The sequence below is a fragment of the Chitinophaga sancti genome, assembly GCF_034424315.1.
Taxonomy (GTDB): domain Bacteria; phylum Bacteroidota; class Bacteroidia; order Chitinophagales; family Chitinophagaceae; genus Chitinophaga; species Chitinophaga sancti.
In genome coordinates this window covers 8,033,685-8,060,339 of sequence record NZ_CP139972.1, presented here as the reverse complement: position 1 = coordinate 8,060,339, position 26,655 = coordinate 8,033,685, and the positions used below count along the sequence as shown (strand labels likewise).

Here is a 26,655-nt window from a genome sequence, read left to right as displayed (position 1 = left end):
ACCACCAGTGGACACGTCAATTGTTCATCCCAGGCATACACACCACCATAACCAATCACTCCAACCGCACTTCTCTCACCGTCTCATTCCCCGGCAAATCCACCGCTACAATAACCACCTTCCCGCCTACCGGCAACACGCCCGCTTTATAATACCAATCCACACCATTACGACCTAATGCCGCCATCCCTCTTTCCTGTAACACGCCCTTCGCATCAAACACCTTTACCTGTACTTCCGCTACCCGAAATTCATCCTTCGCAGTTACCACCACCGTGGTATCCTCAAACACAATACCCTGCACCTCCGGCGACCTGTAAGCATCCTTTACCGCCATATTATACGCATTCTGCCCCGGACCCGCCTTTGACTTATAATAAGCCTTCAGCTCCGGATCTTCCAAAATCACCTTTGCATAAGCCGCCGCTATGCGCAACTTATACCTGGCTTCTAACTGTTTTTTTGACGGTTTATTTTTTGACGGACCACGCTTCTTCGCCATGATAATCTGCCCGTTCCTTTCGTAAATCGTAAGCTGACCGCCGAGGCTTCCCCGCACGAGTTGCAGCAAAATATTATCCTTCACAATAGCCATAACAAACAATTTTTGGGGTTATACTGCAAGGTAAAGATTTTCACCTGGAATATTATCCGACAACGACATTAAATCAGTACTTATTTGTTACTTTATGCCTACCTCAATATCCAGTTGATATAAAAGTACCCTTCACATATCCTTATGGTTATATGAAGGACTAAAACAAAGCCCCTTTTTCAATAAGGAATTAGCACAAATTGAATCCTGGGGCACCCAATAGATCACACCACTCCATTGTTCGTATTTTTATCATAAATCTTTCATTAATCCCATGTCTGTGTTATAACATTTCTCTCCAACAATAAATACTTTTACCCTTAATTCCAGCCATAGACTGGGGTTTCCTTATGCCATCAACATTGTCATGAATTTTAAAAACTACCTGTATTCATAAACCATTGGTTCTCTGATGATATCCTATACCATCCCTGACCCGTTTCCATATTTATAGTAGCACTTAGATGAAACAAATTTTATTGTTCCTATCCCTGCTATGCGCCGTTGCACAAAATGCAATTTCGCAGAGCAATCCAATAGTTCTGCTACCAGCTTACGATAGCGTACACACAGCAGCTTCTCCACAGGCAGGACGAATTCAAGCTCTACCTGCTGAAGAAACTGGAGAACCTGTTATCACCGGTTCAACTGCCCTTAAATTGTTAGTGCAAGTTGTAGTTTCACCGAATAAAAGGGAAACTTATGGCTTAACAAACATATCAAAACCATAGCATGAAAAGATTATTAGCAGCATTCCTTATCCTATTATTGTTTGCTTATTGTGGGTTTAGTAACAAGCATAAATCTTCAAATAGAAGTTTAAAGCTCTCGGATAATAACCAAGTTTCAAAAGACTACTATATCTTCCAAATAGATAGCCTAAATAATACCTACATTATATGCGCTAAAAATGGTGGTAATCAGTATAAAATTGTTACAACAAAAAAAAACTACACGTGTGATAATAAAATACAAATCGGAAATACTTATCATTTAAAAATTGAAGGCTTAATACATAAATTCATTCCAAGAGACGGTGTAATGCCTTTTGTTGGCTTATTAGCTGACTCCGCAACGTTTCTCGAATTTGAAGATGGTTTTGTAAAAGATTTCTATATAACCAAGGACTTAAGAGTATGTTTAAAATTCTGATGGGCTAAAATTAGGAAAGTACGAATCGATCAATTAGTTTGGATTTACCACAAAACAAACTATGAGAACGAAGTTCACATTATTGACCGATTCGCACTGGAAAAGTATAGAAAAAATATTAACGGACAAAAGAAAGCGTAAATATAGCCTTCGAACTATCTTCAATGCTATATTATGGATTTGCAGAACAGGTAGTCAATGGCGTAATCTAAGCAGTGATTTCCCTTACTGGCAGATAGTTTACTATTATTTCAATAAATGGAAAAAAGCAGGTGTGCTGGAACAGGTGATGTTAAAAATGGTTAGAAAAGAGCGGATAGATCAGGGGCGAAATTATGCACCATCTGTCAGTGCTATCGATAGCCAAAGTATAAAGAAAACTGGATTCGTAAGTATAGAAACCGGGATCGATGGCGGTAAGCATATCAATGGTCGAAAAAGGCATCTTGCTGTTGATAGCTTAGGATTACCAATTGCGATAAGTGTCAGCGGCGCAAATATTCATGACTCAATTGGCGGTTTTGATTTGCTGTGGAAAATTGAAAAGGTTAGTCATAGGATGAAACTGATTCGTACAGATAAAGCATACCAGGGAGAGTTTAGCGATATGGTTGAGAATTATTACAAATGGAAGATGGAAATAGCTCAGAAACCGCCGACAGTAAAGGGTTTTGTGCCACAGAAAGGTAGATGGCAGGTTGAACGATCATTCGCTTGGCTCAATAACTTCAGAAGATTGTCGAAGGATTATGAAAGGCTACCTGAATCATCTGTGGCTTTCATCCAGGTAGCATTCATTAGTATACTTCTAAAATAAGTAGAATTAGTTTTTAAACATACTCTAAGAGGTTTGTGTATTATCAATTAGTAGCTTTGGAAAATTTTGAAGGTGGTGCTGTGATATAGATACACTTAATGATTTACAAAAATAAAATATAATGAAATCCTTTTTGGGGTTCGTATATACCATCTTAATATTTTCTAATTTGGCTAAAGGTCAGGCACATGATACGCTTTCAGTTAGAATAATATGGATCAAAAATCTAAAAGAATTCACATTACTCGGTGCGGTAACTTCTTATGACATGAAAGTTGCCATGCATTTTATACCTGGGGATTCAAGGAATCCTTGTACCTGTATTTTTCCCAATTGGTATTGTTTGGAACATTTAGGGAACTGTCATCCAGAAGTTCTTTGAGCCCGGCCAAAACAGACCATCGCAATAGTCCTCATATGCACTGGTTTAGACCGTTATAAAGTATTTGCTCATGGACGTAAGTAGCTATAAGAGCACAGTGGCTGGTTTACAATAAGAAATTCGTCTTTGTGACTGCGGTAGAATTCTTCTATGAACACACGGTCTGCGTCGGTTTGTGATTCATCGCATCACAAAAATATAGCTAACAGTAGAGAATTCTTAAAAAAGGTATTAGACGACCTGGAATCCCTGGAAGAAAAATTTTTGAAGAATAGAATTAACGATGATACATATAACAGGTGGTTCTTAAAATTGAATACTGAACGCCTGCGGCTCAATAGTCTTATTGACAAATACTCCAGCTCCCAAAAGAACTATTGGGATCGATTTGAAGAAAACTTACCTAAGCTACAAAATGTATTTTCTCTATACCATGCAGCCAGTTTAGTGATGAAAAAGAACTTTATACGCCTGGTGTTCGACAGCTCCCTCTATTATGAGAAAACTATGTTTCGAACACCTTTTTTACACCCGCTTTTTGTTCATAACACATTGAAAATAAAACAAAAAGGGCTTCTGTATACAGAAGCCCTTTCAAAGGATATTCCCGTTAGGGTGGATGATGGGGTTCGAACCCACGACCCCCAGAACCACAATCTGGTGCTCTAACCAACTGAGCTACAACCACCATTTTCACACACCGTCTTTAACAGTGCGGGGCGCGAAAGTAAGAAGATTTTGAATACGAAAAAACTTTTATAAAGATTTTTTTGAAGTAACCTGTTTTTTACCGGTAAATACGCTTCTGATCTTTCAATTTCAACCAACCCACTTACTCAAACAATTTCACACTACAAAAGGAAACCATCTCACCTTAGGAGACACCTTTTCATTATTACGTTCAAGATCTAACTAATTCTTTTCCCGCTCACACATAACTATTCCACAACAAAAATAGAGAGCTCATAGAGATCAGCTTTAGCTAATTTGAACCTCTTTTTAATTGCTGGAATGTAATCACCTAACAATTAGAAAATATCACTTTATCCCCACAAAAAAAATTTCTCTTTATTAAACTTATTGATACCTTCAATCGCATGAAATACATCAGGGGAAATTAAAAAAACATCCTATGTAAGAATATATACCCCTATCGCTTGTTCCTAAAACCCATCAGGCTTAAATCATCAGGATAATTACATAGATATTTTTAATTCCATCATGCTATTTTACTCACTATAATCACTCAGTTCCAATTTCTTTAGCCCAATTTCATCATGCTAATTCACAAAACCGTGCGTGCATAATTCCCAATGAATAGCATTTGTATAGGCTATACCCTGCTTTGCAGCGGTGTACAAATCCCCATGTACTAATAAAATCAAGAAAGGATGCCTAACGTCAAAATTGTTTTCTGGAATATCGAGAACCTGGGTGATCAGGGAAATTTTTACGGCAACTCCCAGAACCGATGTAACCTCATAGCACAAGCTATTATAAATACAAATGCTGATGTAGTAATGGTACAGGAATATCGAAACGGAGCACTGGGAACGCTTATTCTGCTGCTATTCAATTTGAATGCAATACCCGGGCAGGAATGGTACTGCGATTCGGTAGCCGGATCACTTTCCAATAATGCCGCTATGCCATATGCGACAAATGCAGATGTTGCCTTCACGCCCCAGGGCCGTCATGAAGGCTATGTCGTTTTCTGGCGACAGAACATCGCAAAGTTTATTATGCAGATAGCAGACCCCGTAGATCCGGCTACAGTTGGTGGAGCAGGCCCTGTTGTAGCAAATACGCAGTCCACTTCCGTTATCGCAAGGCACGGGGGCGTTTTCGGCCTGGGCATACTGGCTAACAATATTACTGTTCCTGCAGGCCCCAACGCCTACTCCCTTCCCGCAGGTTCTACCATAGGCGCAGGTGGAATTACAAGAGCAGGTGCGGTGGTTGTAGCAGCAGGTATTACTGGTGCACCTATAACTATCAATGCCGGAGATATTTTACCTGCTGGTACCATTCCCGGGCCCGGCGGTATCACACTCACAGCCCCGACTCAGGCCGTCTTCCCCATCGTTATCCCTGCTAATTATACCCTGCCCGCCGCTTACACCTTACCCGCAAACGGGGCCGTTGTAGTACCTCAACATGCCATCAGCCTCGTGCTTACCGGCAGACCCTATTTGCCAAACGGAGCAAATGCCAATTTTGTTCCTGCTGCGGTAAACAATTGGAGCCTGCTGCGATTTGCAGATGGCATAGGAGCCCTATATGGACATCCAAGGCTCACCAGGCGCCCCGCAACCTGCACTATCAGGGTCAGCACCGGAGGAGCTGCTGCTGCCGAACTGATACCTATCACCGTTTACCACACCCCTCTAAACGCTCCGGGAATGGTGGGAATGGCAATGGCATCCAACTGCCGTTCACTCTACCAGGCGTATGACCATACTATCCCCGGCTATATTGATTGCAACCGCGCTATCATAGGTGGGGACTTTAATAAACGATTAAACCCGGCAGCGGGTCACTTCCGGGCATACACAGACAATTTTAATATGGGCGGAGCCGGCTGCAATCAGGTGCTTGGTGCTGTAACAACCCCAAATATCAGGGTGAACGCTCCCTTTGTACCACTACCTGCCCCTGTTTATCCACCACTGCCTGCAGTACCTACAGCTGCAAATAACCCCAATAATAAATCGCTTATTTTACTAAGGCAAAATTTCACTGGCCCCCATGTTCTTTCAAACAATATAGATCATTTCAGGTCCTCCGCATTTGACAATGTTTTTTACAGGGGATTTACGCCATTACAAGTGCCCAACCACGCTTTCGGAAATCTCTACTTCTTACCCGCTGCTGTATCCGGTACTATTCCACAGGCCCCAAATTTCTATATCCCAGCCGCCATTATACAGGGCTTCCTGCAGCTTCCTGTATTCCATCCTGGCGGAGCAGCAATACCTGTTGCCCCCGTGGCAATTCCCAACGTGCGCAATCCCGCTACTTTATTGGCAGATATACAGGCAGGTGGATTTGGAAGTGCAGCCGCAGGCCAGGCAGGCCCCGTAGCAGTTACGGGTATAGCCGCCCCCGCCGCAGGCGCTGGCCCCTATGCCGGACCAGTACCACTGCCCGTTGTCATCCCACCCCAGCGCAGGGCAATTGAATTTGTGAAGCTATTTGTCAGTGATCACTTACCCGTCATTTTTGAAATGAATTTATAAAAGAAGCCATATGACACTTATAGATCTGAAAACTATCCTGGATAGTTATATCTCCGGTTCATCCCTGAAGCTTCCGTCAACAGATAATAAACTCGCATCCACATCTGTTAATAACCTATTGAATACTTACTGGGGAGGTGTACTCCGCGGAACAATTGTACAAAAAGGTAGCATCAACGGTGATCTCCTGGTGTATGTGCTGAATTTTGATACAAAAGGGTTTACACTTTATCAGCAGGCAGCCACCGTAAGCGGTCAGCTGGACTTTAGCATCGTGAACAACAATGTGGAACTGCGGCTCACTTTTAACCCGGATGATAACTATTCCTTCTCCAACAGCTTTCCGGTACTGAACCAAACACCTATGCTTACGCTGAACAGGGTGCTGATGAATAACACTGTAGTGACGATAAATTCCCAACAGCCCGGCTCTCTTGGCTTTCAGGCAGCATTGGTGGTAAACGACCTTTTCACACTGGCATCCTGGATGATCGGCACTCCACCAACACTAACAGGAAGCATACAATTACAACAAACGGCTAATCAGACTTTTCCGGTGATCAATGTAAACTCGGGGAACCTGGTAGAATTGAATTTTGGTATATTTAAGCTGTTAACCAAACTAAGGGTGCAATCCCTTTTAACAACACTACCCAATAACGATCCGTCATATTGGTTTGCCAACGAGGTAGCACTTATCACTGCATTTACGGCCAACAATTTTACACTGCCCGTGGCATTGGCACTCCATGGACCGGAACAACATCTGCTTGCTTTTAATCTCGACCGCTCAGGAAACATTCCGACCCTGGATGCGCTATCCGGTCTGAGTGGATTTATGGGTGCAGACCCTCAAAGCCTGATCACTGTAGACCTGCCATGGAGCGGCGCGAAATTCTCCATCGATGACCTGAATGTGGTATTTGATATAAGAGCAAAACAACTGGTAAGTATCGGCATCAGCGTAAGTTTTGAACTGTCATGGACCATTATTCCCAACGTAATAGAATTACAAAAGATTGGCGCAATTTTCAATATCGCAGATCCTGCACAACCCAAAGCTTCCAATGTAGCGGTACTGCTTTATGCGGATATGGTGCTTGGTCCGCTCATGCTGGCAACATCCGTAGACGTACACACGGGTGTTTTAATTGCAGGAATGCAGGACGGAACTTCTTTAGACGTCAATACACTCATAGGCACCTTTGCCAAAGATGTAAAGCTTCCGGGCAATGACCAGTTAAGCATTGTAAAACTTGAGTTCTCCGCACAGGTGGGTGATAATCCCTCCTACTATTTTGAAGCAGATGCAGTCGGCCAACTGACCATTGTAAATGGACTGGTGATAGATGAAATCAGTTTCCTGATGAGTTATGAGAACAATGCGCTTGCTGATGTAAGATTTGGAAGCCAGCTCACATTTACAAATACAGGTGTGGACGTTTTCCTGCAGGCAGCCTATCAAAAGGTCAGCGGCTGGAACTTTAGCGGTTCTACAGGACCAGGTCAGCAAATCCCTATGGATACACTTATCAAAGACCTGGTGTCACTTTTTGGAATGGATGGCGTGCCAGACTGGATCAACGGCGCTACCGTGTCTGACATTGCGCTTAGCTTTAATAATTCAAGGGGAGAATTTAATTTTAGCATCACCACTACCATCCCGGTTGTATCTGCAGCACTGAATATTACACTGAACATTGCACTGACAAAAACAAGTAAGGTCATTACCGGTACAATCCTTATTGCAGGACTTGAATTTTCACTGATCGCGGCCAATGAGAACAACAACAATATATTTATCGCTACCTACCAGGCATCGGGCGGGCCCTCTTCCATATCATTGAAACAACTCGTATCCGGTATCTCCCCTTCTTTGGGTGATGATATTCCGGAGGGAATTAAATTAGATCTGAAAGATGCCAAATTCATATTTGCCGATAAACATTTTGCTATTGGCGTAGACCTGGGAGCATCTTTTGATCTGTCCAATCTCCCCATCATTGGCAATGAACTGCCTGCCAGTCTTTCCATTAATGTTGATCATCTACAAATACTATACAGCTCCACCACATTTACAACATCGCAAACAAGTATCATCAATACACTGTTGCCAGCAGGCATCTCCCCGCTTCCGGCTACACCAGCCAAAGGAATCCAGGTGACAGGAAAACTGGATATTGGCAGTTTAAGTACCGACGTAAATATTGGTGCAGCAGCAGGTACTACCAAAAGCGTGGCAACAATGGCAGCTGCTGCTGTGACAACCACATCATCCACACCTTCCATTCAATGGTTCAATATTCAACGAACCTTCGGACCTGTCAATTTCCAGCGCATTGGCGTATCGTTCTCAGATAATACCCTCCTATTTTCTTTGGATGCCGCTATTATGATTGGGCCAGTCACCTTCTCCGTGGAAGGTCTCAGCTTTGGCAGCCCTATTAATAGTTTTAGGCCGGAATTTGATATCCATGGCCTGGGGCTTTCCTATATAAGTCCGAAACTAACTATCTTCGGCAGCATCCTAAAAATCCCGGAAGACCAATTACCTGCCAACATAGCGTTTCAATATGATGGAATGGTGTCTGTGAAAGCAGGGGAATGGGGCCTCACAGCCCTTGCCTCCTACGCTCAGATGAGCGGTGGTAGCCCTTCCCTATTTGTATTTGCAGCGCTGAATGCAACACTGGGCGGGCCTCCGTTTTTTATTGTTACAGGCCTGATGGGCGGCTTCGGATATAACAGGAGCCTTCAGCTACCCAATTTTGATGAGGTGACAGACTTTCCTTTACTGGCCATTGGCAGCACCACAGATCCATTGGATGTACTGGCCATTATGGAAGGACAAAAACCAGGGCATAGTGGTAAAACCAAACAATGGATCGCCCCGCAGGCAGGTGAATATTGGCTGGCAGCAGGTATCAGCTTTAGTAGCTTTGAAATTGTGCGGGGACAGCTGTTACTCGCAGCAGAATTTGGGCATGAACTGGCCTTTGCCTTATTGGGACTGGCATCCCTGCGACTGCCACAGGGGGCCAGTGATGCAGACAGCTATGTGTTTGTGGAGTTACAGCTGGCAGCCGTACTAAAACCCAATGAAGGATACCTGAGCGTAGGGGCAGCATTGACTGGCAACTCCTTTTTGATCACTAAAGGCTGTCACCTTACAGGCGGCTTCGCCTTTTGTATGTGGTTTGGTACCAATGTCAATGCAGGACAGTTCGTAACGACCGTTGGAGGTTATCATCACGCATTTAATGCGCCATCTTATTATCCCAAAGTATCCCGCTTAGGTTTTAACTGGATCGTAGATAGTCGTGTAACAATTAAGGGAGATGCCTATTTTGCCATTACACCATCCTGCGCAATGGCCGGCGGAGGGCTGGAGATCCTCTTCAATTCCGGAGACCTGCGTGCATGGTTCACCGCACAGGCAGATCTGATGCTTACCTGGCATCCCTTTTCTTTTTATGCAGATATCAGCATAGAAATAGGCGTATCCTACCGTCTTAACCTGGGCGTATGTCATAAAACGATATCGCTATCCCTGGGTGCAGCAATGGATTTCTGGGGCCCTCCAACCGGCGGCCGTGTCAAAGTACACATATGTATAGTCTCCTTCACCGTAGCATTTGGCGCTGAAGATCCGAAAGATCAAAACAACCAGGCACTCCTTTGGAAGGAATTCAAAGCATTGCTGCCGGCCGCTGCTGATGTGTGTAAGATCGTCGCTTCAACAGGTCTGTACAAAACAACGGATGACAATACCTGGGTAGTACGCAGTGGTCGCTTCTCCTTCCTTACACAAACGGTCATTCCAGCCAGCAGCACGAACTACTTATCCGGCCATCAAACAGTACAAAGTGCAGTGAATACACAGGGTATCAACATCCGCCCAATGAATCATACAGGAGTAATATCTACCCATTTACTGGAGATCTATTATGAAGGCGGTTCCGTTGCACAGGATTTAAGCAGCTGGAACATTACAACAGCCATCACCAATATGCCAGAGGCTTTGTGGGGCCAACCCCTGAAAGATGGAGATGGTAATTTTATACAAAATCCAGCAGTTCCCACCGCCAATGTTGTACCCGGTCAGCTAAACGGTTTTACGGTAACAGCCCCATCACCTGTACTGGGAGATGGCACAGGATTGATCCCCATGAAATTATTACGGGAAGAATATATCCTCTTACCGGATGGGCAAACACCACAAGGTCCGCTTTCTGTGGCAGTGAAGCCCGTCAATAATTTTATGCCGGTGTTCAACAGCGGTTCCATTACGGATATAGCTCGTGGCATTAATAATGCCTCCCCGCGCAATGCCATCTTCGACATACTGCAAATGAATGAGATCTATAAAGGAGGCAATAGTAATATGGCCCTCCTGGCCGCCAATGCCGGGAACCTGTTCAGCGATGCCCCAATGGAACGCTCCTAAAACGATATGATATGTCCAATGAAATACCAGTAGGCGACTTCCGCCTGTACGACAATTATATACCTCAGCTAAAGGCCGGTAACTGGACCATTAAACTGAGTCAGACCCTCAGCGCGGTGAATGCAGACCCTATTGCTAGCTCCCAGCAATTCGTAGTTAGCGCCCCGCAGTTCTCTATGGATGTTACACAGATCGTGAATCGGTTTCCGCCTGCCGGGAGTACAGGCTTATACGGCAATTCCCTGCCACATCTTGTACTGAACGATGCCATGCTTCCCTGGGAAAGGGCGATGAAAGGTGCAGCCTCGCCGGCACAACCCTGGCTGGCACTCATGATATTCGCAGAATCAGACCTTATAGGCGGCGAAAACAATAAAACACGTACCATAAGCTCAACCGTGGGCGATTTCCTGAATTTACAGCCTCCTACGCTGATTGCAGACATCGTAAAAGAGAATGATATTGACCCCGGTGACCCCTGTAGTTATATTCAGATGCCGGTTTCCTTATTTGCAGCCCGTGCACCACTGCTCAGTGAACTGCGTTTTCTTAGCCATTGCCGGCAGGTAAATACCAGTGATAAGGCTATAATGGGTCTAAATGAAGACGGATTATTTTCTGTAATTGTAAGCAATCAATTTCCCGCAGCACCTCCGGCAGGCAGCAGTCAGCCTGTTAAAAACATTGCCCACCTCGTTTCATTAGAGGGCATGGAAAATTACCTGACGGCCAACCCTGCATTTGAAAATTTCACACAGGTAGCACTACTTTCCATGGCCAGCTGGGTATTCTACACGCTACCGGATCTTACAGAAGACTTTCGTGCACTTGCCCTGAATATTGCTAATAACAGCACGGATAAGCTTTGGTTGAAATTGCCCAATACAATCCCGGGTAACGATACCTATACCATAGAAGTGAATAAACGATTATCAGATGGATATGTTCCGCTGGCTTATCATGCAAGAACCGGCGAGGATAGCTTTGCCTGGTACCGCGGACCATTCAGCCCCGTTCTACCGGCACCACTATCAAAGCCTACTCCTTTTTTCACTTCCGATGCAGCCATCATTTATGATAAAGCCTTTGGATTGTTTGACCTTTCCCTTGCTACTGCGTGGCAGGCCGGCAGAGAAGCCGCTCTGTCAGATCGTAATTATGGTCAGCGTTTGCTGGCATTTCGTAAAAAGGCGCACCGGCTTACAGACAGCTTATACAATCAGCTGGTAAACGACTATTTCAGTGTCGACCAGGTCTCAGCACTGAATATTGGTACCACTATCCAGGATGAGCTGATAGCGATCCTCGACAATAAGCTGATCCAGGACCTGGGTGCTACTCCCAATACATCGTTCACACCACCTGCTACCGGTCCTGCTGCTAATCCTGATCTAAAGACCTTTATGGCAATGCCACAGGTACAGGCACTACTACAGCAAATGGTAAATGATGACCTGGCAGATATTACCACATGGCTTGCACGGCTACTGCTATTTTATCCTTTACCATTCAATAAGCTCGTGGCGGATGACCGTATGCTGCCAGCAGAGTCTATCCGGTTCTTTTACAGAGATCCCAATTGGGCAGATGCCCTGCTGGATGGTGCACTGAGTATAGGACTGGACTCAAGCAGACAAAGTTTATTAACAACGCTCAGTAAGGGTGTACTTCATAACGGCGCTATGGAAGCACTGGCTGCCTATCGCGACAGGTTACGTGGAGTTAGCCCCTCATCACTGGCAGTACCTGCTGTTATATCCGGTTTCCTGCTGCGTTCCGCACTGGTATCCGGCTGGCCAGGTCTTGCTGTAAGAGGGTATGATGCAGCCGGCAACCTGCTTAACCTGTTACGGATGGATCATCTGTCAGTCAGTGTATTATTGTGTCTGTTTGATGGTGTACCGGCCAAAGTTGAATTAAGCGAGCCACAGGAAGGTTTGGGCTTTGGTGTGGATGATGATGGCAATACAGTGTTACGCAGTCTTACGCCCCCAGATACCGGAACACAAATTGGCAGCCCGTTTCCTGTTCGTCCAGCTTATATGCGCGCATCGGCAGCCAGGGTACTAAACATTACGAAACTGGTAGCGGGCTTAAATGACAAATTGGGTGTAAACCTTGGTGCCGCTGAATTTGCACTACAAATGATAAAATCTCCGGAGGCAATTATTTTTAACAGTCAGTCAATCTAAACGATCACCATGGATAATACTTTACTGGTACCCATGCAACTGGATGCACTGGTAGCCAACAACGAACTGTTGAGAAGAGATACACTAAGAGCATGGACGTTCAACTATCCGGAACTAGCCAAATATAGAAGTACAGAACCACTTCCTTTTAATAACAGCATCACCGGACAAACACCCGGCATTTACCTACACTGGACACTTCCCCGTTCGCTCCGTACAGCCGGCAACGGCACTGACTACCCGCTGGTACCTAACCGCTGGCTGATTCTCCGGTTAACACGTCATCAATCCAATAACCTGGCAGGCTGGGTACTTGAAAGCGATTGCCCCACATCCGCTGCTGCCCCGGCGATTGGCGCTACTGCCTACCTGGTCGATCCTGCTATTTTATCTATGTGGCAATCCAGCGACGATAGTTTAAGAGTAAATGCCTATGTATCATCTACAGACCCGACACAGGTCATGGTCGCCAACCTGGGTGTGCCATTTGATATCAATCAATGGAAAGAAAGAGCGAAAGGAAGTATGTTCCTTACTGCCGTTGCGCCGGGCAATGAGGCCTTTAGTGAATATATGTATCATAACATGAACATCTTTTCTTTTTACGATGATCTAAAAGGCATAAATAAAGACACGGTCAGCTATTTTGTAACAGGCTGGTACGCCGATGTCACAAAAGACATTGCGGTGGGCGATGTGCTCACTGCGCTGAACTGGACAATTGCCAATAACGGATCTGCAACGGGCATAAGCAGCAGCCTTTATACAGGTAATTTATTTTCAATTGGCTGGGATCGTAATGGAAGTGTTCCCGGTCCGGATCAGTTACAAACTATCCTTACCAACAGTAAGCTCAATGTTTCTATTGGCAATAATACCATTGATGCTTTCAGCACTTTACTGGGTAAACAACTGGCGGATTATGAAGATGCCAGCCAGACAATAGCATTGTTAAGAGCCTTCCAATATGATCTGCTGCCCCTATTGAACGAAGTAAATGGTGATGCCTTGCTGGAACAAAAGGTCAGGGATGCATGGTTCCAGTCCAAACCCGGTGGTACACGCTGGATCATTACTCCGCAGCCTTCTGTGGAAGAAGTAGTTTGGTTACAACAACTGAATACGGATCAGCAGGATCTTGATAATGCCATGGAAGATCTGTATTCCCTGCAATGGCAGCTAAATGCCGCCTGGTGGAAACGCGGGCATATTGCTGGCTTGTTTCCTCCAAATCCAAATTATAATGCAGCCAGCTTTGATCCTTTGCTAGATCCCGATAACCCTGATAGCCTGTTATTCCAAACACTGGAACAGATCCGGAAAGTAAATACGCTGCTGGCACAGGTACCATCACCTGGTACACAGGATGTATTCCTTGCCAATATCAGCGCATTTGTGCTGGCCAAAGGGCTCAGCGCCGGCAAGACACTAAAAGCCGTTGCACAGCCACGGTACTGGAAGGCGAATAACCCTGTAGTCGTCGTTTCGGGCGTTGTACCTTCAGATGCGATGGATACGAACCAAAGTCTTACCGTACGTTTAGAATCACAACTGGTGTCTTCTTTTAAAGTGAATGGAACTACTGTAAATACCGGGGCGCTGGAGAAGGTACTTCCTGTTATTCCAAATATCGCGGCCTTCCCTCCTGCTATCAATGCATTGTTCCTTGAATTCTATTTATTGGATCCCGGCAATGCAGCTGCCATCGCACAGCAAACAGGACAACCGGTGAATGCAGTTGAAACGGTGATGAGCAAGCATGATGTGAATGACTATATGCAATCTGTGCTTCCCGGTATATCGCTGGCAAACTGGGCACAGGGATGGAACCCGATGTATATGGAATGGAAAGTGAATTATAATTATGTTCCTTTTAGTACTAACGGAAAGCAGAACTGGATATTCAATGGTACCGATTATACACTTGCGGCTGATGCGGTGGCTGACGGCGCTACTACACAGATTGGTAATATCTCCTTATTAAGCCCGCACGCACAAAATATATTTGGCTCCAGGCTGAAAAACTTTATTACTACATATGGAGATCAAACACAGCTGACACAACTTTACAACTGGATAGAGCAGGTGGATAACTGGCAGTTCCTGTCACAGGAGCTGGTCAATTTTGGCGACATGCTCACACAACGGGATGGCAGAACCTTCAGACGTCCTAACCTGGAGCAGTTCACCTTTGCAAATAATACCCTTTACTATGCAGATGCAAGCGGCTTTCAGAACGTTAACAAAACGGGTAGTTTTGCAACGCCGCCAACGGCCGTTGGTCATGTTAATACCGTACCTTATATCCTAAACGATGTAAACGTTCCTTTTCACGGACTTCGGGAAGGACAAATTTATTTTACTGACCTGATGATGTACGACAAATTTGGAAGGGTGTTGAACCTCATCCTGTCTGGTTCTGGTACTGGTTTGTACGACGCGAAGAACTTTCCCCTGATCCGGGATCAGGCGATGAATGCAGATCAGCGGCTCACGCCAAACATCAATGCCCCTGCGCAACTGCCACCCAGGATAAATCAGTTTGCCAAACTGGACATGCTTTTCACAGACCAGTTTGATGATAACAATACCAACGATAGTGCAAATCCTATATGTGGCTGGATCATACCCAATCACCCGGATCAATCATTACTTGTTTATGCAGCTGACGGAACCAGCCTGGGAGAACTGAGTATGATCACACCGCTGTCCGGACCTGCCCGTGTAACCTGGACAGCTCCTCCACACAGTGCTATTACAATAGTTGACCTGCAATCAATGGCGCCACATGTAGCATTGTTCATTAACAATATCAGCGGAAGTGATGCCACAACGTTTTCCGCATTCATGGAGGTGATAGATAGTACACTCTGGACCGTTGATCCGCTGGGCGATCGCAGCGATCAGGATCTGACCCTGCTGATAGGAAGACCGCTGGCTATGGTGCGCAGTACCTTACAGTTTTCTGTAGAAGGGCAACCACTCACAGATGTTGGCTGGGCCAGCACTTTTAACCCTCCTGCGCCGGATTTTACCAGTTACAATTTCAGTATCCGGCTGGGTGATCTGCTTACACGGGAAGATGGCGTGATCGGTTATTTCACACATAAGGATTACAGTGTATTCAACAGTGTTGCACAGCCGGCTGGCGAACAGAATTATGTACAGCAAATAGGAGGTAATAATTATATCAACCTGCAGTTCAATGACAACAGTAAGATGGCGGTGACCATACTGGTCGATCCACGGGCATCTATACATGCAACAACCGGTATATTACCGGTAAAGGAAATTAAGATCCCACCCGCCTTTACAGATGATCCTTTACAACAAATGGAAGTGACCTTTCGAAGTGGACCTGTACTTACACAACTACTGGATACATCTATTACACTACTTCCGTTAGCAGAACAAAACGGCAGCTGGACCTGGTGGGAAAAATATATTTCAAATTCAGCTCCCGGCTGGCGCAGTTATGATTTGGCCAACGTTAGTGCTAATGCCAATATGAAAGACGTACCCAGTGTATTAAGGGAAGGTTTATTACAATTTACTCAAAACAAATAACTCCGTTATGGCAAACACATTGCTCAGTTACGAAATAGCTACAATGCCCGGCCCGCTACAAATCAGTTCTGTTTACACCCCTACTACCGGTACGATCAGCATCGGTGTGTTTAACTCCAACAATGTATATTGCCAGGAGATAGCCGTTGCCATCCCTTATGGCAACACAATGGACGAACTCTTTAGCGCGCCGCCAGCAGTAGCCATCAACTCAGAAGCCTGGATAACCAACTCAGTCGTTCAAACTGGTCATAAACTTGGTCTGGGTACAGATACCTTGTATTATACCGCCTACTTTAAATGTAAGGATCCCAACTATTACCAGATTAATTATGATCTCGCCATCAGCATACAGGGCCTTGTAAATACTGTAACAGGGAGTGTTCCTATATTACTGAATGAGATTGCTTCTACACAGGGAGCTCCTTATAACTGGCTGTCGAACCAAATACAGTTCCCGATTACAAAAAGCGAACTGGTGTTCTACTTAAATAACCTGGTGGCAGTGTCTCCGGCCAACCCTACAGTACCTGCTACTGAATTTACAAATGGTGCTGCCATCACCCTGGCCTGGGAGAGTAATGGTACATTTTTCCAGCTGTATAAAAAAGGCAATCCAAATCCGGTGTATTCGGGTATAAAATCTACCTATACGTTAGATAACGGGATTAACAATGATACTACCTTTATACTGGTGGCAACTATGACCAATGGCAACAGCAGTCCTTATGGAGGCTACGTGCCTGTGTATCTTTATGAGACGATCACACTTACAGTGAGTGATCCGGACCTTAGTCCCAGGACGGTACATGTAGCAGGTACCCTGTCCGTTGCCGGCGTTAGTACACTTGGTTCCGATCTGAATGTGCAGGGTACGGCGAACTTTACCAATGCAAATATATCGGGCCAATTGACAGCCACTGCCAATGCGAATATCAATGGCACACTTACGGCTGATAGTGTTACAGTGAACAAAGTGACAGTAAATAGTCAGCTTACAACAGCAAATACCACTGTGAATGGTCAGTTGAATGCTAACAGTGGTGCCATTATCAATGGAAACCTCAAAGCAGCAGGTAGTGTAGGGATGGCTGGTAGTCCGCAGTCTATTAACCCGGGAAACTATACCGCACCTACGGACGGATTTGTAGTAGGGTGTGTAGGAGTACCCAGTGACAATTATAAAATGTCATATTCAGCTATATATGGTTCCACCCAGAATTTGGCCGTTGCTGCCCAGGGTGGAAACAGTGTAGTATTTTTCAAAGGGGACAAGAGTAGTTATGAATATTGGATTGGCGGAATTCAGAATAGTTTTAACATGCCTGTACAACAAGGAGCGTCCTTTAGCGTCTCTCTCTATAATTGGGATAAAAATGAAATCAACCCACCCGTTTCTTTTTATTGGGTACCACTTGGTTCCGGCAATGTATCCTCACCGGTATTCACAGGAGAAGCAAGCCCCCCAGAAATGAAGCCACTTACACAATTATCTTTTCCGCAGAAAAATATTCATGACCTGGACATCAGTGACCTGATGCTTGTGCTGGATGATATACTTGGTGATAAAATGGATGCTAATAAACGTGCAAGACTGGAAGCATCAGTTAGGAGAATCGTATATTTTGAAACAAGGTAAAGACCTAAGAACATGTTTAAAATTGGGAGGCGGTAACTTGTACTCCAATTTCAATATATACAAATTATAGCCTTCCATCCTGACCATAAGGGTATATCTTGCATCCGTAATATGGATAAATATAAAATATTAACTAAATTCACCATGTTAATACCAGTTTATAAAAATTGTTATAAGGCACGAGACGCTTACCAGAAAGGTGGCACAGAAAAAATTAATATTATCTATGAATAATTTTATTGAGTCTGGCTTTCGCCGGGTATTTGTTACGCTGACGGCGATGTTTTGTATTATAATGGCAGTTCTCGGTGAGTCTGCTATCAGGGTGGCTTTGGGTGATATCAGTGTGAACCTGGGTGTAACATCAGGCGAGTTGAATCTGGTAATGATCGCTTATTTGCTGGCGGGTCTTTTGATTGCGCCGTTTTGTAGTTGGTTTTCTTCCTTGTTGGGGAGGAAGAATTTTTTGCTTGTAGCAATAGGATTTTTTGTTGCTGGTGCGTTTTTCTGTGGAAACGCTAATGTAATTACTTCTTTGATACTTTTTCGGTTTCTTCAGGGGATTGGTGGCGGAGCTATGTTGATATTATCACATACTGTTATAACTGAAAGCTGGCCTGTGGAGAAGAGAGCGACATCACAGTTGTTTGTTGCATTAGGTCTAATGATCGGAGCGGGATTGTCTGCACCTGCAGGTGGGTATATTACAGATAATTTTGGCTGGTTGTTTGTCTTCTTTGCTAACATCCCGCTGGGTGTTATTGCTGGTGTCTTGGTGTTGGTTTTTGTTAGAAATGGATCATACACTCCAGGGAGCTGGAGTAATGTGCTGGCGAATAGTACCATGTGGGCCGGGATAGCTTTAAGTTTTGTGCTTGCTTTCTTTACGGCATTTTTGGGTAATATGGTTAATACCACGGTGGTATTTTTGCATAATCCTTTTTTATCAACTTTCGTTATCTTAACGGTGATGCTGGTGCTTGCTGCTTTAATATTAGATAAAAAGAAAGATTCGCTGCCTTATGTTGTTGCTATTGGCCTCTTAATATTTGGAATTACCGGTTATTTTGCTGTTAAGGGATGGAATATAATGGAGCTTCGTAGTGTGGGTATGGGGATCCTGTCATTATCTGTCAGTGCGATGGTTGTATCAAAGCTGGAAGGGCAGGAAATAGGAAAAGGCATTGCATTATATCATATAGCACGGCTTGTGGGAAGTGCTTTGGGGTTTGTGTTCTTTTCGATATATGCAGCGACAGGCAATACTATTCTCTGGATTTATTGAAATGTAATAAAATCAGTACTGACAGCCATTTTTCGTTTTTTAACTCTCCTGGCAAACGCACCTGGCGTCATCCCTGTATACCTTTTGAATTCTTTGCTTAAATGTGCCTGATCCGTGTATCCCAGTTCCTGTGCTAAACCTGCAAGGTTCGTATCGGGGTGTAACCATAACTCATTTCGGGCTTGTTCAAATCGCATCAGACCTGCTACATCTTTTACACTATACCCGGATGATTGCTTGAACTTTCTTTCCAGTGTACGTACGGTTACATGTGCAGCTACAGCAACCTGACTCACGGGAATAGCACCTTTGGCATGCTGCATGGCAGCTCCTGCTTTAGATAGCATGCTGTCTATGGCAACCTGCGATCGCGCTGCTGTAAAATATTGCGTGAGGTATGCTATAGCATCTGCTATCTTACCTGCTGTAATAAATTCCTGCAAAATAGGTTGTAAGTGTGCAATAGGATGTTCGAACATATGCACCCCTGCTTTCTCTGACGGTAAACCAAGCAGATCAAATACTGTCCATGGAAAACACCGGATACCCAATATCTCTAACCTGTTTTGTGTATGTATCACCACCGGCTGATTGAGCAACCCCATCATAAACGGGGAAGGTAATGGCTGTAAGGTACCATTGTAGGAAATAGTGCAGGAACCTCCGAAATGAAAAACAATTTCAGCATAACCATCCGGCATGACCTCGAAAGTCTCCGGATCATCCACATGATACCAAAAGCACCTAATAGTATCCTGTAGTGCTACAGGCGCATCAAATTCCTGATGTTGCATGCTGAAAGGTACCATTTTTACCATACATTATAAAGGCGGTAATGAGGCTACATGTGGCCACTATATAGAGTATACATGGGCTATAATAATAGAGCGTAGCCGCACCTAATGGAATCAATACCCTGATGCAGGAACGCAAACTCTGATTGACACCCTGTATTTTTCCCTGGTTACTTTCATCAACTGATTGCGAAAGCAGGCTATTATAAGTTGGATCAAATAACCCTTCTCCAAAAAGAATACAGATGACAGCAAGCGCAATCAAAATCAGGGATGAAAGCAGCATAGCTGCGACTATAAATAAAAGACCCGTACCCAGCAGGAAAATGCCTGTCTGACCTGTAATCCTCTCATTAAGTCGTTTTAATAAAAAAGGGAGTAATACAGCGCGTGAAAAGATATCACAGCCACCTGCCAGTGTAAGCAAACCACCGACATAAGCCGGGCCCCATTTGAAAATATCCTTGAGCAGAATGGTCAGGTTAGACTGGAATACTTCCAGCCCTGCATAGAAGAACATGCCTAAAATGAACAGGAACTTTATTTCCTTCAGAGCTGATAAATGGGAAAAGATATTAAAGCTGCCAATGGTTAGATGTGTTGTACGCTTTTCTGGTTGCAGGGTTTCGGGGAGGACGCCATACACCGCTATGCACGACAGGAAGATAATACCAGCGGTGATAAAAAAGGGCATGGAGAGGGAAACAGCACCCAATAAACCACCCAGTGCCGGGCCAGCCAACAATCCAATACCCATCACAGCACCCATGTATCCAAACCATTTTGTTCGCTCTTCAGGTGCTGTAATATCAGTTATAATCGCAAATAGGGTACTGATATTACCAGCTGTCAAACCATCAATAATCCGGCCTAAAAACAGCATCCACAAAGAGCCGCCAATACCAAATAATACATAGCCGGCTACTGACCCCAGTAAACTAATCATAAGTATATTTCTCCGCCCATACCGGTCACTTAAAGCGCCAAATATAGGAGCTGCTATAAATGTACAAGCTGCAAATACAGACATCAATGCACTCATACCTACCACCACCTGTTCGGCGGGCATGTATTTACCTACTAAAAAGGGAAGAAGGGGGATAACTAAGGACATGCCCACAGCATTCATTAACACAATTGCTAAAATAATCGGTTTCATGTCCGCAAAGTTCCTACATACTTATTTCGCAGGCTTGTATAAACGCGACAAAATCTCCCTTATGGGTAGAGAAGTAACATATAAAATATGATCCTAAAATGTTTCTTATGGTACCCTCCTCTCCAATTACACCCAAACTTCCCTACAAAAACAAGAAAAACAAAATCGAAGTTTTCATAACCTTATTACCTTATTAATTTTAGCTGTATTGATCAGCGAGTTGGAACGAGTAGCCGATTTGACAAAAGAAATACAAGCATTTTTTTGGACTTTTCCATTGCCATCGACCTATTCAAACTGTCTAGAATATTTGAAATTGCGCTACCATTAATGTCTTTTAAAAAAGAATATAATTCCAGTTGATCCAGGTAAACAAGAGGTAGCTCCAAATTAGGGTGAATGATTGCACGTCTTATTACTACGCAATCATGATCGATGGCATAAACAGCTTTAAAGGTAACATGAGGAGAAACAACTATTTTCTCATTCCAAAACCTACTCAGAAAATAATCAACAGGGATGGGTCCTACTTGCTTTTTTTCAAAAACAGGCCGGTCATTATTAAGCACTTTTTCCAATTTAAGCGTGAAGTCGCTTTTGCTTTTAGAAATATCCAGTTGAAAGCTAGCTCTTTTCATCCAAAATGCTGCTGTTTTACAGTCGGGCCATGCTTTACGATAATAATCAGCAGTCCAATTTGTATGACTAACAACCGATTCAATTAGTTTTTCTTCGTAGAAATTCTTAGGATGTTCTGATTGAGGATCTTTCAGATATGTATTTATTGCAATAGCAACCTGCAGGGAAAACCGCATCGCTTTTTCCACACCGGTGGAAGAAAGTGGATCTAATGTAAAAGCAGCTTCCCCTATCTTCACAAATTGCTTATCCCATGGTGCCAGGGCGACAAATGAACTTACCAAACAGGTCTCTATAGAACTATTCCTGATTTTGTTTACAAATGGGGCGAATAGCGCTGTCTTGTTCATTAAACCTGAAAGATGCGACCCGCTATTTTCTTTTAGGGTGCCTGGATCTGTAAAAGCCATAATGCGATAGCGGTTTACGGAAACAGGTGATCCCCACAACCAGCCCTCAGCAAATGCTTCAATAAATGATTCTTTAACGACAGCATTATCTATATGGGTCCATGCCGCAACTGCTGAGGGTGCAATGGGAAGTCTTTCATTCAAAAGTGTTCCTTTACGGCCCCGTGCATCTAAAACTATTTTTGAATGAATGCTGATGCCAGCCGATCTATTTAATATTTCTAATATCCAGTCGTTTCCAGAATGTATAGCTTGCCTTAATTTAGCAGGCTGTATTAAATGCAATCCTTTAGAAACAGCGAATTTAAGCAACTCCTGATCGAGCTTACTTCTATCAACAACTATCCCCCCGTTGTCAGGGCCAGGACGATCGTAACTATGCTCTTTACTTTCCCAAATAATCTTAGCCGGAATATTTTTTATGTACGTTGAATCTTCAAGTAAATGAGCTGCATTTAAGTATTCAAAAATATTGTGAATACCCGGGGAAAGAGACTCCCCTATCTGCGGTCTGGGAAATTGTTCCTGTTCGATCATGCCAACCACATATCCCATGTCCAATAAGCGTATTGCGGCACATAAGCCCGCCGGGCCAGCTCCAAGAATAAATACATCAAAATGTTCAGGCAATGTATTCATTACAGTCAGTTATTCCAATTGGGTTTTAATCGTGATAGTCTCTCATTGGCTTGTATGGTGTAATACAACCATGATCTTATATAATCACAGGCAGTTCTTCCCTTTTCAATTACTTCATGATGGCAGCCGCCGCCGCAAAGATAACGGGCCCAACATCTTGAGCATGGTTCCTGCGTATTTACATGCCTGGAAGCAAGCCAGTTGTTTTGTAGGTCAGGCTGTATGCCATTATTTAAATCGCCCATTTTCCCAACTTCTTCGTTCACAAAACGATGGCAGGCAAATAGCTCTTCATCAGCAGATACACCTAAATAACCAGCACCAGCACCGCAGGGATAGGGTCTGTGTGTTCCTCTTGAAATCTCTTTTAATGCATTGACCATATTCAAGAATGGATAGCGTTTTCCTGCTAAGACATTTCTTTCAAAATTAAGACCGCAGGCAATCATATTTTCCAGCAAGGCGGATAACTGCTCCTGATTCATTTCGTTCTGTCCGTCACTGGATCTTAACAAAGGAGAAAAACCTACTCCATGGAAACCCATTCGGATGAATTCATCCAAAACAGCCGGAAGACCAGTGTTTTCCGGGGTAACTGTTACCCTTGCAGACACCTGCATTTTATGCTGTAAAGACAATAAAGGCTGGATATTCTTTATGATCTTGTCGTAACTGCCCTGACCACCCTTCATCGGGCGGTTAAGATCGTGGTCTTTACCTATTCCATCCAAGCTGACGGTTACTGAAAAGCCATGTTCTTCAAAGAAAACAGCATCGCTTTCTGTAACCAAAGTGCCGTTTGTAGTTATGGAGTAACTGACCTGTATGTTTTTTTGTTTTGCAATGGTTGCTGCATATGCAACAGCTGCCCTGATCCCTGTTCTGTTTATCAGGGGTTCACCGCCTAAGAAAGTAAGTTGTGCTTTCCCCGATTCGGGACAGTCTTTTAATAGTAGGTCTATGGCTTTAAATGAGGTTTCCAGGGACATGTTTTTTGTAGGGCCGCCAAAGTCACCCTGATCTGCATAGCAATAAGAACAGCCCATATTACATTTCTGGGCGATTGCTAATGACAAAGCGTGCAGTGGAGGACTTTGCAACGGCTCGTTTGTAATATAGGCCGGGGCGTCCAGCCCCAACCTAATCAGCTCGTTTTGCAAGCCTTCTTCATCCTTTTTACGCATTAAAGAAGCCAGTCTTTGCTCCACATCCTGAGAGATGGTATAAAGCCGGCTTCCATTTGGGATGAAAACCTGGGTCGATTGCCCGCCTTTTACCAGATGTACACTAGCAGAGCAGGGTTTCGATTGCGGAACGATCATTTGCGCCAGCTTAGTGGCGATCAGCACATTTTGTTTCCCGTCGGCTACACTTTCAGCAGAGCTTATCATTTCGTTTCTGTTGATTTGGGTTTTACGGTGCTGCTGTGTAAAGCATCTTTCCCTTCTATGATAAAATTGAGTTCTCCCTGCCAGTTCTCAAAAAGATCCTGGTAGGAAAGCAATCTTGAATTCTTCCAATCATCCGGTATATAGGATCCTGTCCGTTTTTTTGACATCCACAGATCACCGGTGCTCAGGCCATTTTCATTTGGAACAATATTTACAAAATCAGGCCTGCTGGCTGCCCAATAGTAGCAAGAGCATTCACGATAGTCATTTTGCCAGGGTGCACAAAGGCCCTGGGTCAATTCTCCGGGCTTTAAAATAGCATCTGAAAATGCTGCACTATTGCCATCGAATATCTTATTGACCACTAATGTTACCGGAATATACTTTTCCGGGTTGTTTAATTGATTCAGATCTACCACTACTTCTTCCGGCGAAGGAGCTGCAGTAAAATGGCATATTACTTCCTGCCCCTGTTTTTGTAACACCTGGACCATAGAATTTGACCATTCCATAAATGAAACGCCATTTGGATTTGCATCGGTCTTTAAGGGCACACTGTCACCATTGGGAAACAAAGGGCCAGTGGTCTTTACCATCGTTGGCCGCCCCTCAATAGCGACTAAACGGTGTCCTTTTAAATTTGCAGTGGTCGCCTCCAGCACATAGTTATTATTCTCCATCAGGGTGATGCCGTTAAATGCTCTTCTCCACAGATTCCTGAAATCAAATTCAAGCCCCGGGAAACAGTTGGAAATAGCTGTTCTTGGCAAGACTGAGATAGGGTTTCCTGTACCCCTGTAATGCAATTGCGCCGTTAAATTTGCGGCCTTCAGCGGCGAACCATATGACACTGGCAGCGTTTTAGGATTAAGGTCCCTGAACATGGAAGTAGTTGCTGCCTTTATGATCATATTGATTTGCCGGTAGGTAAAGGTGAGCGACCTGCCGTCGGCGCCACGCATTAGTGCAGGCATTTTCCGAAGCGCTTTACTTGACAGATCTCCTATTTCGGTTGGCTTTCTCAATAAGTCACCAAACCAGGGGGAAGCGCCTGAACTGAGCCCGTTAAATACCCGCTCGTGCAACACCTGGAGAGCAAGATTATCAACGAGGGACGTTGCCATAATCGGCTCGAAAAAGCGCCCGAAATCATTTGTATTCTGGCGCACCATTGTGCTGGCTACATTCTGCTTGCCTTCGTAACTATTGCCATTCATGATCGTAGTATTCATCAGGCGAATGGTTTCAAAAGCTCTGCGGATAATATCTTCGGCTTCTTCTATGCTTACTTCTCCTTCAATATCTGTACTTAATAGTATTTGCTCCAACTCATCAGATACCACACGAATTGGTAAGGTATCAGGTGCAAAAGCAGGAGGCCCGGCACTGATATGTGCTTTGGCGGTTAATGTCTTTTTATCTGAAACATTTAGTTTGACGGTTACAAAACCATCACATTCATCATCAATATATCCCCAGCTTACCTGCCAGGTTTCTCCCAGTTCATCCGTATAAGAATAACCGGCAAAAATCTGTGCGGGAACAGTATAAAATATATTGGGGTTACTGCCTTCTTTATACTTATCGCACCATTTGCCCTTTTCCGGATCATAGATTATTCTATCATAAAGTACCCGGTCTTCCTTATCATGGAAAGTAGGGTCGGGTTCTGTGTCCCCTTCATTCGGCCCCGTTTTTCTGATTGGCCTGGAACCATATACAATTCCCCCGGCCGGCGTGTACCGCAACCTTAATTCCGGGAACTCTTTTGTTGGCTTTATAAACTGAACGAAGCCCAGCGGTAGTTTTTTGTCCGGTAAAAAGTTGTTACAATCAGCCAATAACGGTTTTAATTCGTGTGAATTGATATTGTTGATTACTGCTGACATTTTATCATTTTCATCCCCGGTCCTCCTGAATATTTTTATGTTGGCCACGTCTACATTCCAACTAATATCCTGCAGGCTCAATCCGGATTGAACAAGCAGCTCTTCTGTAACGGGAACTAATTCATCCGGCTTTTGATCTGTTATCGCAAAAACTTCGAGGAAAGGCGAAACAGGATGTATTTTTCCTTTTCTATTCTCCAGGCTTGAAACGTCTTTGAATTTTATATTTTCAGGGTTATATGCTTTAATCTCCCCTGTCACCGGATCTACTGATAAAGTTGTCTGGGGGATGATCTTTCTATAGTCAAGGGGCTTCTCCTTCGACAATTCAAGATCATATGCTTCCATTGGTACATCTGATTCACCTAACCTGCCGATTGCAATAGGAGGGAGAATGCGTAGTTCTATAATTTTCATAT

The 26,655-nt window shown here is 44.1% G+C and carries 15 protein-coding genes and 1 tRNA gene; 9 read left to right on the top strand and 7 right to left on the bottom strand.

All coding sequences use genetic code 11. The features are described from left to right. Window positions 1–55 precede the first annotated feature (55 nt). Complete coding sequence (locus U0033_RS31730) at window positions 56–595, bottom strand: hypothetical protein (RefSeq protein WP_322518596.1); 540 nt, start codon at window positions 593–595, stop codon at window positions 56–58. Window positions 596–1,059: 464 nt separating this feature from the next. Here U0033_RS31730 and U0033_RS31725 point away from each other — a divergent pair, with 464 nt between their 5' ends. From U0033_RS31725 to U0033_RS31715, 3 genes are all read left to right on the top strand, one after another. Next, window positions 1,060–1,326: a hypothetical protein gene (locus U0033_RS31725; protein WP_322518597.1), complete on the top strand. Its 267-nt coding sequence runs from the start codon at window positions 1,060–1,062 to the stop codon at window positions 1,324–1,326. Between the two features lies 1 nt (window position 1,327). After that, window positions 1,328–1,747 carry a hypothetical protein gene (locus tag U0033_RS31720; protein WP_322518598.1) on the top strand — a complete coding sequence of 140 codons (420 nt, stop codon included), beginning with the start codon at window positions 1,328–1,330 and terminating at the stop codon, window positions 1,745–1,747. A gap of 61 nt (window positions 1,748–1,808) precedes the next feature. Further along, a complete protein-coding gene (locus U0033_RS31715; protein WP_322518432.1) occupies window positions 1,809–2,564 on the top strand; it encodes an IS5 family transposase in 756 nt (251 codons plus the stop codon). A gap of 996 nt (window positions 2,565–3,560) precedes the next feature. On the opposite strand, the gene U0033_RS31710 is transcribed toward U0033_RS31715, so the two are convergent. Continuing rightward, window positions 3,561–3,634, bottom strand: a tRNA-His gene (locus tag U0033_RS31710). Between the two features lie 703 nt (window positions 3,635–4,337). On the opposite strand from U0033_RS31710, the gene U0033_RS31705 reads away from it, so the two are divergent. From U0033_RS31705 to U0033_RS31680, 6 genes are all read left to right on the top strand, one after another. After that, a complete protein-coding gene (locus U0033_RS31705; protein ID WP_072363170.1) occupies window positions 4,338–6,185 on the top strand; it encodes an exonuclease/endonuclease/phosphatase family protein in 1,848 nt (615 codons plus the stop codon). Between the two features lie 10 nt (window positions 6,186–6,195). Next, window positions 6,196–10,632 (top strand): DUF6603 domain-containing protein, encoded by a 4,437-nt coding sequence (locus U0033_RS31700; protein ID WP_072363171.1) that lies wholly within the window; start codon window positions 6,196–6,198, stop codon window positions 10,630–10,632. An 11-nt stretch (window positions 10,633–10,643) separates the two neighbouring features. Next, window positions 10,644–12,824, top strand: coding sequence for a hypothetical protein (locus tag U0033_RS31695; RefSeq protein WP_072363172.1), 2,181 nt, complete (start codon window positions 10,644–10,646; stop codon window positions 12,822–12,824). A 9-nt stretch (window positions 12,825–12,833) separates the two neighbouring features. Beyond that, a complete protein-coding gene (locus U0033_RS31690) occupies window positions 12,834–16,391 on the top strand; it encodes a hypothetical protein (protein ID WP_072363173.1) in 3,558 nt (1,185 codons plus the stop codon). Window positions 16,392–16,398: 7 nt separating this feature from the next. Then, window positions 16,399–18,030, top strand: coding sequence for a bactofilin family protein (locus tag U0033_RS31685; RefSeq protein WP_072363174.1), 1,632 nt, complete (start codon window positions 16,399–16,401; stop codon window positions 18,028–18,030). A 226-nt stretch (window positions 18,031–18,256) separates the two neighbouring features. Continuing rightward, a complete protein-coding gene (locus U0033_RS31680) occupies window positions 18,257–19,315 on the top strand; it encodes an MFS transporter (protein WP_072363175.1) in 1,059 nt (352 codons plus the stop codon). Here U0033_RS31680 and U0033_RS31675 read toward each other — a convergent pair. The 5 genes from U0033_RS31675 to U0033_RS31655 all read right to left on the bottom strand — a co-directional run bounded on the left by U0033_RS31675 (window position 19,309) and on the right by U0033_RS31655 (window position 26,653). After that, window positions 19,309–20,109, bottom strand: a complete 801-nt coding sequence (locus tag U0033_RS31675) for a helix-turn-helix domain-containing protein (RefSeq protein WP_083571675.1) — start codon at window positions 20,107–20,109, stop codon at window positions 19,309–19,311. The two genes, U0033_RS31680 and U0033_RS31675, sit on opposite strands and share 7 nt — an antisense overlap. Then, the gene (locus U0033_RS31670; RefSeq protein WP_326980857.1) at window positions 20,090–21,223 is read right to left on the bottom strand and encodes an MFS transporter; all 1,134 of its coding nucleotides are present in this window, start codon (window positions 21,221–21,223) and stop codon (window positions 20,090–20,092) included. Before U0033_RS31670 ends, U0033_RS31675 begins: the two co-directional genes overlap by 20 nt. Before the next feature lie 257 nt (window positions 21,224–21,480). Beyond that, entirely contained in the window at window positions 21,481–22,956 is a 1,476-nt protein-coding gene (qhpG, locus tag U0033_RS31665) for a flavin-dependent monooxygenase QhpG (protein ID WP_072363177.1), read from the bottom strand. Between the two features lie 5 nt (window positions 22,957–22,961). Beyond that, window positions 22,962–24,347, bottom strand: a complete 1,386-nt coding sequence (locus U0033_RS31660; protein WP_072363178.1) for a radical SAM/SPASM domain-containing protein — start codon at window positions 24,345–24,347, stop codon at window positions 22,962–22,964. Further along, complete coding sequence (locus tag U0033_RS31655; RefSeq protein ID WP_072363179.1) at window positions 24,344–26,653, bottom strand: hypothetical protein; 2,310 nt, start codon at window positions 26,651–26,653, stop codon at window positions 24,344–24,346. The genes U0033_RS31660 and U0033_RS31655 overlap by 4 nt, the downstream gene beginning before the upstream one ends. Between the last annotated feature and the right edge of the window lie 2 nt (window positions 26,654–26,655).